This window comes from Rhodococcus sp. ARC_M5 (assembly GCF_022810405.1).
GTDB classification, from domain to species: Bacteria; Actinomycetota; Actinomycetes; order Mycobacteriales; family Mycobacteriaceae; genus Rhodococcoides; species Rhodococcoides navarretei.
In genome coordinates, this window is record NZ_JALGQE010000007.1 from 112,299 (window position 1) to 125,738 (window position 13,440).

The window sequence follows — 13,440 nt, forward strand, 5'->3', positions numbered from 1 at the left end:
TGCTCGTTCCGTGTTCGATCGCTATCCTGGACGAAGTGAATACATCCACTGTGTCCGCGGCACTGTACGAGCAACTGACGTCTGTGCTCGACGGCAGAACGGTCACCGTCATCAGCGGTGCGGGGATGTCCACCGATTCGGGGATCCCCGATTACCGCGGGCCACAATCACCACCGCGGAACCCGATGACGTTCCAACAGTTCGTCGGTGACGCCGAATTTCGTCGGCACTACTGGGCCAGAAACCACGTCGGCTGGCGACACATGGACGCAGCGGTGCCCAACGACGGCCACCGGGCACTCGCCCGACTCGAACGGGCAGGCGTCGTCACCGGCATCATCACCCAGAACGTCGACATGCTGCACACCAAGGCGGGCAGCCGGAACGTCATCGACCTGCACGGCGTCTACGCCCGAGTTCGCTGCCTGAACTGCGAGCGATTGATCTCGCGCTTCGAGCTCGCCCGACGGCTCGACAGCGTCAACCCCGGTTTCCTCGAGTCGGTCGCACCGGCGGAGGGCGTCGAGATCGCACCCGACGCCGACGCGATCATCTCGTCGACCGCGCATTTCCGGATGGTCGACTGCGAACACTGTTCGGGCATGCTGAAACCCGACATCGTCTACTTCGGTGAGAGCGTTCCCAAGCCGCGTGTCGCCGAGGCCTACGATCTCGTCGACCGTAGCGACGCGCTGCTGGTGCTCGGATCCTCGCTGACCGTGATGTCGGGCCTACGGTTCGTCAGGCACGCGTCCAAGACTTCCAAGCCCATCGTCATCGTCAATCGCGGTACCACCCGCGGTGACGAATTCGCTTCTCTCACAATGCATGCCGGCTGCTCGGAGGTGGCAACCGCTCTGGCCGACGACGTCGATCAGGCAGGAACCAGATCGTCCGCGTGAACCACCGGGCGCTGTAGCTCCGCGGCCAACTCCCCCGTCGACCGCCCGAGCATCCCGGCCAGCTCACCCGAGTCGTACGCGACAACCCCGCGGGCCACCAGCGCGCCGACGTGGTCGACGAGCGAGACGACGTCGCCACCGTGGAAGGACCCCGTCACCGACGTGATACCAGCGGACAACAACGACCGGCGCCGCTCCACCACCGCACGCACGGCCCCCGCGTCGAGGTGCAGCTCCCCCGCAGCGTCGGCAGCGTGACGAACCCAGAACCTGCGAGCCGACAATCGCGTCGGGCGCGCGGCGAAAGCAGTGCCCACCTCGGAGGTCGTCAGTGCGTGTTCGGCGTCGGATGCCGCAGCCAGCAGCACAGGAACACCGGCATCGGCCGCGAGACGTGCAGCGGACAGCTTGGAGGCCATTCCGCCGGTGCCGAGCGCTCCCCCGGATCCCGCGACGACGCCGTCGAGATCCTCGGGGCTGGTCACCTCCGGGATCAGTGTCGCCTTGCCCTTGCGGGGATCACCGTCGTACAGCCCGTCCACGTCCGAGAGCAGGAACAGTGCGTCCGCGCCGACGAGGTGGGCGACCAGAGCAGCCAGGCGATCGTTGTCGCCGAACCGGATCTCCGCGGTGGCGACGGTGTCGTTCTCGTTGACGATGGCGACCGCACCGAGCGAGCGCAAACGGTCCAACGTGCGTTGGGCGTTGCGATGGTTGGTTCGGCGTGCGATGTCCTCGGCGGTCAGCAGTACCTGCCCCACAGTGCGCCCGTACCGGTCGAACGACGAACTCCACGCATGAACGAGGGCGAGTTGACCGACGCTCGCGGCGGCCTGCTTGGTCGCCAGGTCTCGTGGGCGCTTGGTCAGGCCGAGCGGCGCCATTCCGGCACCGATCGCACCGGAGGACACGACCACCACGTCGGTTCCGCTGCGCATCCGAGTCTCGATGGCGTCGGCGAGCAGCTCTAGTCGACCCAGATCCAGACCGGTGTCGAGGCTGGTGAGCGCCGAGGATCCGATCTTGACCACGATGCGCTTGGCATCGGCGATCGTACGACGGGTATCGGTGAGAGCCTTTGCGGGCGAATCGGATTCACGCACCGACACCTCGTCTACTCCTGTTCGGAATCGAGCCCGCGACGTACCTGGCGGGCATGCTTGCGTTCGGATGCGCCGATGCGCTCGACCTGATCGAGTCGAGCATCGGTGCCACGTCCTGTCATCGTGATCTCGACACCGGCCGGAGTCTGCGGCTCCCAATCGAACGACACGTCGCCGATGGTGACCGAAGCACCGGGCTGAGCGCCGGCCTTGATGAGTGCGTCCTCGACACCGAGCCGCGCGAGACGGTCGGCGAGGTAGCCCACGGCCTCGTCGTTGGTGAACTGCGTCTGGCGTACCCACCGCTCCGGTCGGGTACCGCGAACGATGAAGCCGTCCGGGATATCCGGATCCTTCACGACCTTGAAGCTGTCGTCGTTCTTGGCAACCGGACGCAGCACCTGACGCCGCGGCTCGGGGGCCGGATGCGCTGTGCGGTAGTCCTCCACGAGCTTCGCCAGTGCGAACGTCAGGGGCTTGAGACCGGCGCGCGTCACCGCGGAGATGGTGAACACGGGCCAGCCACGGGACTCGAATTCGGCGGTCACCATCTCGGCCAGCTCGGCACCCTCGGGAATGTCGGCCTTGTTCAACACCACGATGCGGGGGCGGTCGGCAAGATCGCCGAGGCTGGCATCACCGGACAGCGCCGGCTTGTATGCGGCCAGTTCTGCTTCCAGGGCGTCGACGTCGGAGATCGGATCGCGGCCGGGATCCAGTGTGGCGCAGTCGACGACGTGCGCGAGAACGGCACATCGTTCGAGGTGACGCAGGAAGTCGAGGCCCAGACCTCGGCCCTGACTCGCTCCGGGGATCAACCCGGGAACGTCGGCGACGGTGAAGGTGGTGTCGCCGCTGGAGACCACTCCGAGGTTGGGCACCAGTGTGGTGAAGGGGTAATCGGCGATCTTCGGCTTCGCTGCGGACAGCACCGAGACCAGCGACGACTTACCGGCCGACGGAAAACCGACGAGGCCCACATCGGCGACGGATTTGAGTTCGAGGACGAGTTCGCGTTCGATGCCCTCTTCGCCGAGCAGCGCGAATCCGGGCGCACGCCGAGCCTTCGATGCGAGAGCTGCGTTGCCGAGGCCACCGCGGCCGCCTGGAGCGGCGTCGAAACGTGTTCCCTCACCGATCATGTCGGCGAGCACGTTGCCCTTCTTGTCGAGCACGACGGTGCCGTCGGGGACCTTGAGGATCAGGTCCTCGCCGTTGGCACCCTCCCGGTTGCCACCCATGCCCTGAGTTCCGTTGCCCGCCTTGGCGTGGCTGGAGAAGTGGAAGTCGAGCAGAGTGTGGACGTTGCTGTCGACGACGAAGACGACTCCGCCGCCCTGGCCGCCGTTACCACCGTCCGGGCCACCGAGAGGCTTGAACTTTTCGCGGTGAACCGAAGAGCAGCCGTTGCCACCTTTGCCGGCGCTGACGTGCAGCACCACGCGGTCGATGAATCGTGACATAGCTGTCTTCGATCCTTTCTGGAGAAAAAGCGGGAGAAAAACGCGATAGGGGCGGACCGGTCTCGTGACCCTGGTCCGCCCCTATCGGGAGCTGTGAACGTACGCAGTCGATGGTGGGCTCGAGCAGATATCTGCCGTACCGACCATCGTGAGCGCGAGCTGCAGAAGGACTAGGCCTCTACAGCGACCGGAACGATGTTCACGGTCTTGCGTCCGCGCTTGGCACCGAATTCGACTGCGCCCGGGGCCAGTGCGAACAGGGTGTCGTCGCCGCCACGGCCGACGTTGACGCCGGGGTGGAAGTGCGTGCCACGCTGACGAACCAGGATCTCGCCTGCGCCTACGGTCTGGCCGCCGAAACGCTTGACGCCGAGGCGCTGAGCATTCGAGTCGCGACCGTTACGGGAGCTCGATGCGCCCTTCTTGTGTGCCATGTTGCATACCCTCCTCGGGGTGAATCAGCTTGAGAGAACGCGGGTCCGGTGAGACCTGGTTACTTGATTCCGGTGACCTTGAGGACAGTGAGCTTCTGCCTGTGTCCCTGACGCTTGTGGTATCCGGTCTTGTTCTTGAACTTGTGGATGCGGATCTTCGGGCCCTTGGTGTGCTCGACGATCTCACCGGCGACGGAGATCTTCGCCAGCTTGTCTGCATCTGTGGTCAGGTCGGATCCGTCTACGACGAGGACCGGAGCAAGCGAGACAGCAGTGCCGGGCGCTCCCTCGATCTTCTCGACCTTGACGAGGTCACCAACAGCGACCTTGTACTGCTTTCCGCCGGTCTTGACGATCGCGTACGTTGCCATCGGAGGGCTACCCCTTGCTTCTTCGAACTTGCTCGCGTTGCGCATGGCAACACGACTGGTCTGGTAAAACGTGTTTGCTTGCTCCCTATCGGCCGGCCGGGATGTCGAACATCTCGGCCCGCTCGAGAACCGTTGTTTCCTACAGGGCCACTACGGCACAGCAGAACGGTGTCACCGGGAGCGACTTATCAAGGTTACGGCAGGGAGACGGCCAGGGTCAAACTGCCCTGTTCTGCTAGGCATCGATGTCCACTGGAGGACCTGCAGGCCGCGCTGCTGCGCGCCGTCTGCGAGGACGTGCCGCAGGCAACTCCACCGGCTCCACGGGCTGCTCGGCCGCCGCGGTGATCGGTGCTGCCGCTTCGTCGGAGGCCGCCCCCGGCTGGTCGGGTGCGGTGTCCGCCGTGTCCTCCGTGGCAGGAACCACGATGACCATGCCCGCGTCGGGGGCCGTGCCGGTCGGTGCGGCAGCCTTGCGAGCCACCCGCCGTCCCCGTCGGGCCTTCGGTGCCACCGGTTCCACGACGGACGACTCGGCAGAAGCCTCGTCGGCCTGCGTCCCACTGGCCTCGTCGGCTGCCGTGACGTTCGTCTCTGCATCCGCTACCGCGGCAGCCGCCACGTTCACGTCGTCGGCGGAGACCACGGTCACCGCCGCATCGCCGTCGGCAGCGTCGGTCGGTGCCGATGTCTCGACATCGGCGGGGCTGACGTCGGCCACCACATCGTCATGATGCGCCGCCATGGCCAGAGCCACCGGGTGCGCCCGCTTGACGGAGGGATCGACCACGGGGTGCTCGGGACCGTCCGAGGTACCGCCCTGAGAATGCGTCGCCGCCCGATCGTTGCCTTCGGGCCGATCGTTACCGTCGGACTTGTTGTCCTTGCCGCGTCGACGCCTGCTGCTCGTTCCCGAGTTGCTCGACTCCGAACGCGACGAGTTGGAGCGACCGCCGTCGTTGTCCGGCTTGGCGTCGATTGGGAACGGATGCACCATGATGCCGCGACCCTGGCAGTGCTCACACGTGGTGGAGAACGCCTCGACAAGCCCGGTGCCGAGCTTCTTGCGGGTCATCTGTACCAGTCCGAGCGAGGTCACCTCGGAGACCTGGTGGCGTGTCCGGTCGCGTCCGAGCGACTCGGTGAGTCGCCGCAGGACCAGATCGCGGTTGGACTCGAGCACCATGTCGATGAAGTCGACCACGATCATGCCGCCGATGTCTCGCAGACGCATCTGGCGAACGACTTCCTCGGCCGCCTCGATGTTGTTGCGGGTGACGGTCTCTTCCAGGTTGCCGCCGGAGCCGGTGAACTTCCCGGTGTTGACGTCCACGACGGTCATCGCCTCGGTGCGATCGATCACCAGCGTTCCACCGGAGGGCAACCAGACCTTGCGATCGAGGGCCTTGGCCAACTGCTCGTCGATGCGGTGCGCGGCGAAGACGTCGACCGAGCTGCCGTCGGCCTCGTAGCGGTGCAGTCGCTCCATCATGTCCGGGGCGACCGTTTCGACGTACGTGGACGTCGTCGTCCAGGCCTTGTCCCCCTCGATGACGAGCTTGGAGAAATCCTCGTTGAAGAGGTCACGGATGACCTTGACGAGCATGTCGGGCTCTTCGTACAGCGTTTGCGGTTGCACGCCCTTGCCGGTTTCGGCGTTGGCCGAGCGCTCCTCGATGCTGGCCCACTGCGCCTGCAGGCGAGTGACGTCGCGAGCGAGTTCCTCCTCGCTGACGCCCTCGGCCGCGGTGCGGATGATGACGCCCGCCTCGGCAGGCACGATGTCGCGGAGAATTTCCTTGAGCCGCTTGCGCTCGGTATCGGGCAGCTTGCGGCTGATGCCGGTGGAACTGCCACCGGGGACGTAGACGAGGAAGCGGCCCGCGAGCGACAACTGCGTGGTCAGGCGCGCACCCTTGTGTCCCACCGGGTCCTTGCTGACCTGGACGAGAACTTGGTCGCCGGGCTTGAGGGCCTGCTCGATCTTGCGCGAGTTTCCGCCCAACCCTGCAGCGTCCCAGTTGACCTCGCCCGCGTACAGCACACCGTTACGGCCGCGGCCGATGTCGATGAACGCTGCTTCCATGCTGGGCAGCACGTTCTGTACGCGGCCCAGGTAGACGTTGCCGACCATCGACGCGGTGGCACTGCTGGTGACGAAGTGCTCGACGAGCACACCGTCTTCGAGCACCGCAACCTGTGTGGTCAGTGGATGGTCCGGTGTCGCCTTCTCGCGGACGACCATGACGCGGTCGACGGATTCGCGGCGAGCCAGGAACTCGGACTCGGTGAGGATCGGCGGACGACGACGGCCGGCGTCGCGCCCGTCGCGGCGGCGCTGACGCTTGGCTTCGAGACGCGTGGAGCCGGTGATTCCCTGAACCTCGTCCCGGGGTGCCCGATTCTTGTTGCGCGGCTCCCGCTCGTGCACGACCGTGTTGGGCGGATCGTCCTCGGACGACGCGCCCTCGGCAGCAGCCTCGGCTCCGGTCTTGCGACGACGACGGCGACGACGACGACGGCTGGAGCCGTCCCCGTCCGAACCGCCGTTGTCGGAGTCGTCGTAGTTGTCCTGGGCACCCGAATCGGACTCGTCGTCGCCGTCCTCGGCAGAGGAGTCAGCGGTGCGGGTGTCGTCGGACGAATCTGCCGAGTCGGAGTTCTGCCGGTCCGAGGTACGGCTGCGAGTACGTGATCGACGTGAGCGTCGTCCCGAGTTCGACTGCTGCTCGTCGCCCGCCGAGGACTCGTCCGAGTCGGCGTCCGAGCTGTCGTTCGTGTCCGCGTCGGTCGATTCCGCGTCGGCCGAGCCGGCGGTGTCCGTATCGCCGTCGTCGTCGGAGTTCTCGTCGTTCGAATTCTCGTCCGAGGACTGCTCGCCGCGACCACGACCGCGACCACGACGGCCACGCCGACGACGCCGAGGCTGAGACTGGTCGTCGTCGCCGTCACCCGAGTTCTCGGAAGCAGCCGACTCGTCGGACTCCGACGGCGCGGACTCGACGACGGGGACGGCAGCGATCTCGGACGTACCGGACTCTGCAGGCGCGGAGGTCGATTCACCGGTGTCGGTATCGGTGGTGCTGTCGGTGTTCGCGACCTCGTCCTTGGGCGCTGCCTTCCGGCTACGGCGGCGGCGAGCGGGGGGCTCGGTCGGTGACTCCGCTGCCTCGGGTGCGGGGGCGTCGGCTGCGGCGGGCTGGAGAAACAGCGGAGTGGCGAACGTGGTCGCCGTGGGCTGGTCGGTCGTTGCCGCTGGTGGAGCGGCCTCCGACTCCGGTGCGGACGCGCTGGTGAACAGCTGCGGCTCGGACCACGGGGCCTCGACCGGCGGCACCTCTGCAGCCGGTGTGGCGGTCGGCTCCGGCTGCTCGGCAGGCGACGGATCGCCCGTCGGTGCCGCGGGAGCGTTGACCGAATCGCGCACGGACTCCGCGACGTCGCGGCTCAGACTCGACTGCGCACTGCGCGCTTCGATGCCGAGTTCACCGAGGGTGACGAGCAACTGTCTGCTGGTGACGCCCAGAATTTTGGCCAGTGCATGCACGCGCAGCCTGGTCGGCAGTTCGATGGTGTCGGGTTGCGCCGACGACACCGAGTCCGTGTCCGCGGACGACACGGTGCCGTCGGGCTCCGGACCTCCTGCGTTCGCGTTCTGTACATCTTCGGGCGGGCTTTGATCGGCCACGTAGTCTCCTCGGGCCCCCGGGCGCGTCCATCCGACTTCGGGTGTGACGCGGCCACGCGAGGGCAATCCTTGTGTACTCACGTCGGGTTGGACGTCAGCTGTTCGGTCTCGCTCCGCACCCGAGTCGACGACCGTTTCGTAGTTCTCGGTGGTCGATGACAACGTGTGCAGTGCCTGGCTGGATGGTGGTGTACCGGCGATCCGAGCGCCTGATCATCAAGCAAGAACCCGAACGAGCCTGTCTCTCGTTCGAGCATCTGCGATGACGGGCAGCGGATAGACGACAGTCATCCGATCGAATCCACGACACCGGCCTAGCGAACTTCGGTGAAGCCTGGGCTTCGGGTGGAGCGTGAACTGTTACCTACTGGTGCAGTGGAGTCGATCTCCGTCGAGTATCCCACACGCTGTGGTGCGTACTCGCCACGCCGCACCGATCGGGTTCCGAGCGGGTGCGGCGTGGCTGCGCGAACGTTCGTTTCGTGTCTGAGGCGGAGCAGTCAGGCCAGGCCGGGAAACCAGAGTGCGATCTCGCGCTCGGCCGATTCCACGGAATCCGATCCGTGCACCAGGTTCTGCTGACCGTCGAGGGCGAGGTCACCGCGAACGGTTCCGGGAACCGCCTTGGCCACGGGGTCAGTACCGCCGGCGATCTGACGGAAGGCCGCGATGGCGCGGGGGCCTTCCAGTACTGCGGCCACCACCGGTCCGGAGGTGATGAACTCGAGGAGATCGGGGAAGAACGGCTTGCTCTCGTGCTCTGCGTAGTGAGCCGAGGCCAATTCACGGGAGACGGTCTTGAGTTCGAGTGCGACGATGCTCAGACCTTTCTTCTCCACGCGGCCGAGGATCTCTCCTACGTATCGCCGGGCAACTCCGTCGGGCTTGATCAGTACAAGGGTGCGGTCGGTCACGTCGACGACAGTAATGGAACAACACGCAGCGGCGCGCGCCGCATCTCCGAAACCGACAGGTTGTCCTGTCAGTCGCGCTGCCCCGGCAGCATTCCGCGTCGGATCCGTTCGGTGATGTCACGCCGCAGGTACAGCAGATACAGCCAGACCGCAATGAAGATCAGGCCGACGATGCCGATGGACAGATGGAACACCGTTCCGAGCAGAACGAACACCTGCAGAATCAGATTGAACTTCATCGCCCAGGGCTCACCCTGCTTGCCCGCGCCTGCGATCATCGCAACCGCGAGCAGAACGATGTAAATGGTGGAAAACCACGTTGCCCCGCCGCCCACAACGGCGACCACAGGCAGCGAGAGCAGAACCACGATGGCTTCGAGCACCAACGTTCCTGCACAGACACCGCGGAACCCCTTCCACGGATCGTTGGTCGGAGGTCTGAACTCTGTCTCGCTCACGCGGGATCCTTTCCGAACAGGGTGCGCGCTGCGCCGACGGTCACCACGGATCCGGTGACCACGACTCCGGCACCGGACACGGCCTCGCCCGGCTCGGCGACTTCCTCGGCCAACCCGATCGCCGTTTCCAGTGCATCGGGCAGCGTCGACGCCACCACGACGCGTTCGTCGCCGAACTTGGCCACCGCGATGTCGGCCAACGCATCCACGTCCATCGCCCGAGCCGACCCGTTGTGGGTGACGACGATGTCGTCGAACACCGGTTCCAGTGCCTCGAGAATGGCTCCGACGTCCTTGTCCGCCATCACGCTGACGACACCGACGAGTTTGCGGAAGTCGAACTCGTCGGTGAGCGCGGCTGCAAGCGCCGCTGCGCCGTGCGGGTTGTGCGCGGCATCGAGGAACACGGTGGGAGCGTTGCGGACCCGCTCGAGCCGACCGGGGTTGACGATCGTGGCGAATGCACCGCGCACGGTGTCCTGATCGAGTTGACGATCCGGCCCGGCACCGAAGAACGCCTCGACCGCCGCCAATGCGAGCGAGGCGTTGCGCGCCTGATGCTCGCCGTGCAACGGAAGGAAGACGTCGGTGTAGACCCCACCGAGCCCCTGCAGTTCCAGTTGCTGACCGCCAACGGCGATCTGCCTGCCGAGCACGGCGAATTCCGATCCGGCCCGCGCCACAGCAGCATCCGCCTGTACTGCTGCCCGCAGCAGGACCTCCGACACCTCGGGCTTCTGCTCGGCCAGAATCGCGACGGTGTCGCGTGGCACGAGCGATTCCGGTGCCTTCTTGATGATCCCGGCCTTCTCCCCGGCGATTCCGGCGAGATCGTCGCCGAGGAACTCGACGTGATCGAGGCCGATCGGGGTGATGACGGCAACCTCGCCGTCGACGACGTTGGTGGCGTCCCAACGCCCGCCGAGTCCGACCTCGATAACGGCAACCTCGACCGGGGCCTCGGCGAACGCGGCGAACGCCATGGCCGTGACCACCTCGAACTTGCTCATTCGGGGTCCGCCCGCAGCCTCGGACTGCGCATCGATCATGTCCACGAACGGTGCGATCTCGTTGTAGGTGTCGACGTAGAGCCGCGGCGAGATGGGGTGCCCGTCGATGCTGATCCGCTCGGTCGCCATCTGCAAATGTGGGCTGGTGGTGCGGCCCGTGCGGCGATGGAAAGCGGTGAGGAGTGCGTCGATCATGCGGGTCACCGAGGTCTTGCCGTTGGTGCCGGCGACATGAATCGACGGGTACGCCTTCTGCGGCGAGCCGAGCAGATCCATCAGCGCCGAGATCCGAGCCGTCGACGGCTCGATCTTCGTTTCGGGCCAACGCTTGTCGAGCTCGGCCTCCACGAGTGCGAGCTCGGCCAGATCGACCGGACTCGGCGGCGGTACCGGCAGGGCGGCGTCCGGTTCTGTCACTTAGGTTCCCATCGATTCGAGCCGCGCCGAGATGCGTGCGATCTCTTCGGTCGCGATCGTCCGGCGTGTTCTGATCTTGTCCACCACTGCATCCGGTGCCTTCGCGAGAAACGCTTCGTTGCCGAGCTTGCCGTTGGTCTGCGCCAGTTCTTTCTCCGCAGCGGCCAGATCCTTCACCAGTCGTGCCCGTTCGGCGACGAGGTCGACGGTGCCCGAGGTGTCGAGTTCGACGACCACGGTGGCCTTGCTCAGGCGTACCTCCACCGAGGCGGTGGCAGCGAAGTCCTCGGCGGGCTCGGTCAGTCGAGCAAGCGAGGTCACCGCTGAGATCTGCCCGTCCAGATCGGCCTCGGAGACTCCCACGATGCGGGCCGCCACCTTCTGGGAAGGCTTGAGTCCTTGATCGCTGCGGAACCGGCGAACCTCGGTGATGAGCCGCTGCATGTCCTCGATACGTTGCGCCGCAACAGGATCCGAAGACTCCGAAGCAGGGGTGGGCCACTCCGCGATCACCAGGGACTCGCCACCGGTGAGTACCTTCCACAGCGTTTCGGTGACGAACGGAATCACCGGGTGCAGCAGGCGCAGCAGGGCGTCGAGGACGTTACCGAGAACTCCGCGCGTGGTGGCAGCGACGGCGTCGTCGGCGAACTGCACCTTGGCGATCTCGAGGTACCAGTCGCAGACCTCGTCCCAGGCGAAGTGGTAGAGCGCCTCGCACGCTTTGCTGAACTCGTAACGATCGAACGCTGCGTCCACCTCTGCCCGAACCTGGTCGAGCCGGTCGAGGATCCACCGGTCGGCGTCGGTCAGCTCGACGCGCGAGGGCAGATCTGCCGGTGCCGCTCCGTTCATCAGAGCGAACTTGGTGGCGTTGAACAATTTGTTGGCGAAGTTGCGCGAGGACTGTGCGTGATCCTCGCCGACGGACATGTCGGCACCCGGATTGGCACCGCGCGCGAGCGTGAAGCGCAGCGCATCGGCACCGAACCGATCGACCCAGTCGAGAGGATCGATTCCGTTGCCCCGCGACTTCGACATCTTCTTGCCGAACTGGTCGCGAATCAGGCCGTGCAGGAACACATCACGGAACGGAACCTGCGGCCCCTGCTTGCCTGCGGTGATCGCGTCGTCGGCTCCGACGTAGGTGCCGAACATCATCATCCGGGCGACCCAGAAGAACAGAATGTCGTACCCGGTGACGAGAACGCCGGTGGGATAGAACTTCTCGAGATCGGCGGTGGCGTCGGGCCACCCCATCGTCGAGAAGGGCCACAGCCCGGAGGAGAACCAGGTGTCGAGGACGTCGGGGTCCTGCTCCCAGCCCTCGGGTGCGGTCTCCCCCGGTCCGAGGCAGACGGTCTCGCCGTCGGGCCCGTACCAGATCGGAATCCGATGGCCCCACCACAGCTGGCGCGAGATGCACCAGTCGTGCATGTTGTCCACCCAGGCGAACCAACGCGGTTCCTGACTCTTGGGGTGAATCACGGTGTCGCCGTTGCGGACTGCGTCGCCGGCCGCCTTCGCCAGCGTGTCGACCTTGACCCACCACTGCAGCGACAGCCGCGGCTCGATCGGCTCACCGCTACGCTCGGAGTGGCCGACACTGTGCAGGTAGGGGCGCTTCTCGGCAACGACGCGGCCCTGCTCGGCCAGTGCTTCACGCACCTTCACGCGCGCCTCGAAACGGTCCATCCCGTCGAATTGCGTTCCGGTATCGGCGATCCGCCCGGCCTTGTCCATGATCGAGGGCATCGGCAACGAGTGCCGCACGCCCATCTCGAAGTCGTTGGGATCGTGAGCCGGGGTGATCTTCACTGCGCCGGTACCGAATTCGGGGTCGACGTAGTCGTCGGCGATGATCGGAATTCGTCGTCCGGTGAACGGGTGCTCGAGGGTGGTACCGACGAGTGCCTTGTACCGCTCGTCGTCGGGGTGAACGGCAACCGCGGTGTCGCCGAGCATCGTTTCGGCACGGGTGGTGGCAACGATGACGTGTGGCTCGGAATCGTCGAGCGACCCGTAGCGCAAGGACACGAGTTCGCCCTCGACGTCCTCGAACTTGACCTCGATGTCGGAGATGGCGGTCTGCAGCACCGGCGACCAGTTGACGAGTCGCTCGGCGCGGTAGATCAAACCGTCGTCGAACATCCGCTTGAACATGGTCTGTACGGCCTCGGACAAGCCGTCGTCCATGGTGAAACGCTCGCGGCTCCAGTCGACACCGTCGCCGATGCGTCGCATCTGGCCACCGATGGTGCCACCGGATTCACGCTTCCAGTCCCAGACCTTGTCGATGAACAGCTCGCGGCCGAACTCTTCCTTGGTCTTGCCGTCGGCGGCGAGCTGCTTCTCCACGACGGTCTGCGTGGCGATACCGGCATGGTCCATACCCGGCAACCACAGCACCTCGTACCCGAGCATCCGCTTGCGCCGGCTCAGCGCATCCATCAACGTGTGATCGAGAGCATGGCCCATGTGCAGGCTGCCTGTGACGTTGGGCGGTGGCAGCACGATGGAGTACGGCGGCTTGCCGCTGGTGGCGTCGGCTTCGAAGTATCCGGCGTCGACCCAGGACCGGTACAGCTCCGCCTCGACCGCACTGGGATCCCAGCTCTTGGGCAGGTCGATCGAATCGGCGGGGTTCTCTGAGTGCTCTGGCGCTGAACTGGTCACCGGT

10 protein-coding genes are annotated in these 13,440 nt (G+C 65.8%); 1 reads left to right on the plus strand and 9 read right to left on the minus strand.

The window, feature by feature from the left end; translation table 11 throughout:
* Positions 1–35: 35 nt before the first annotated feature.
* Positions 36–902: a Sir2 family NAD-dependent protein deacetylase gene (locus MTX34_RS13090; protein ID WP_374230244.1), complete on the plus strand. Its 867-nt coding sequence runs from the start codon at positions 36–38 to the stop codon at positions 900–902.
* Here the strand turns inward: MTX34_RS13090 and proB are convergent.
* The 9 genes from proB to MTX34_RS13135 form a co-directional block, all read right to left on the minus strand.
* Positions 875–1,954, minus strand: a complete 1,080-nt coding sequence (proB, locus tag MTX34_RS13095; RefSeq protein WP_374230249.1) for a glutamate 5-kinase — start codon at positions 1,952–1,954, stop codon at positions 875–877. The genes MTX34_RS13090 and proB overlap by 28 nt on opposite strands.
* Positions 1,955–2,016: 62 nt before the next feature.
* Positions 2,017–3,468, minus strand: coding sequence for a GTPase ObgE (gene obgE, locus MTX34_RS13100; protein ID WP_243594053.1), 1,452 nt, complete (start codon positions 3,466–3,468; stop codon positions 2,017–2,019).
* A 170-nt stretch (positions 3,469–3,638) separates the two neighbouring features.
* Entirely contained in the window at positions 3,639–3,902 is a 264-nt protein-coding gene (rpmA, locus tag MTX34_RS13105; protein ID WP_032379202.1) for a 50S ribosomal protein L27, read from the minus strand.
* A 59-nt stretch (positions 3,903–3,961) separates the two neighbouring features.
* Entirely contained in the window at positions 3,962–4,273 is a 312-nt protein-coding gene (gene rplU / locus MTX34_RS13110; protein WP_032394581.1) for a 50S ribosomal protein L21, read from the minus strand.
* A 235-nt stretch (positions 4,274–4,508) separates the two neighbouring features.
* Positions 4,509–7,961 carry a translation initiation factor IF-2 N-terminal domain-containing protein gene (locus MTX34_RS13115; RefSeq protein ID WP_243609707.1) on the minus strand — a complete coding sequence of 1,151 codons (3,453 nt, stop codon included), beginning with the start codon at positions 7,959–7,961 and terminating at the stop codon, positions 4,509–4,511.
* A 500-nt stretch (positions 7,962–8,461) separates the two neighbouring features.
* On the minus strand, positions 8,462–8,875 hold the full coding sequence (gene ndk / locus MTX34_RS13120; RefSeq protein WP_243609708.1) for a nucleoside-diphosphate kinase: 414 nt from the start codon (positions 8,873–8,875) through the stop codon (positions 8,462–8,464).
* A gap of 68 nt (positions 8,876–8,943) precedes the next feature.
* Positions 8,944–9,333 (minus strand): DUF4233 domain-containing protein, encoded by a 390-nt coding sequence (locus MTX34_RS13125; RefSeq protein WP_243594056.1) that lies wholly within the window; start codon positions 9,331–9,333, stop codon positions 8,944–8,946.
* Entirely contained in the window at positions 9,330–10,760 is a 1,431-nt protein-coding gene (locus MTX34_RS13130; protein ID WP_243609709.1) for a folylpolyglutamate synthase/dihydrofolate synthase family protein, read from the minus strand. Before MTX34_RS13130 ends, MTX34_RS13125 begins: the two co-directional genes overlap by 4 nt.
* Positions 10,761–13,436 (minus strand): valine--tRNA ligase, encoded by a 2,676-nt coding sequence (locus tag MTX34_RS13135; protein WP_243609710.1) that lies wholly within the window; start codon positions 13,434–13,436, stop codon positions 10,761–10,763.
* Between the last annotated feature and the right edge of the window lie 4 nt (positions 13,437–13,440).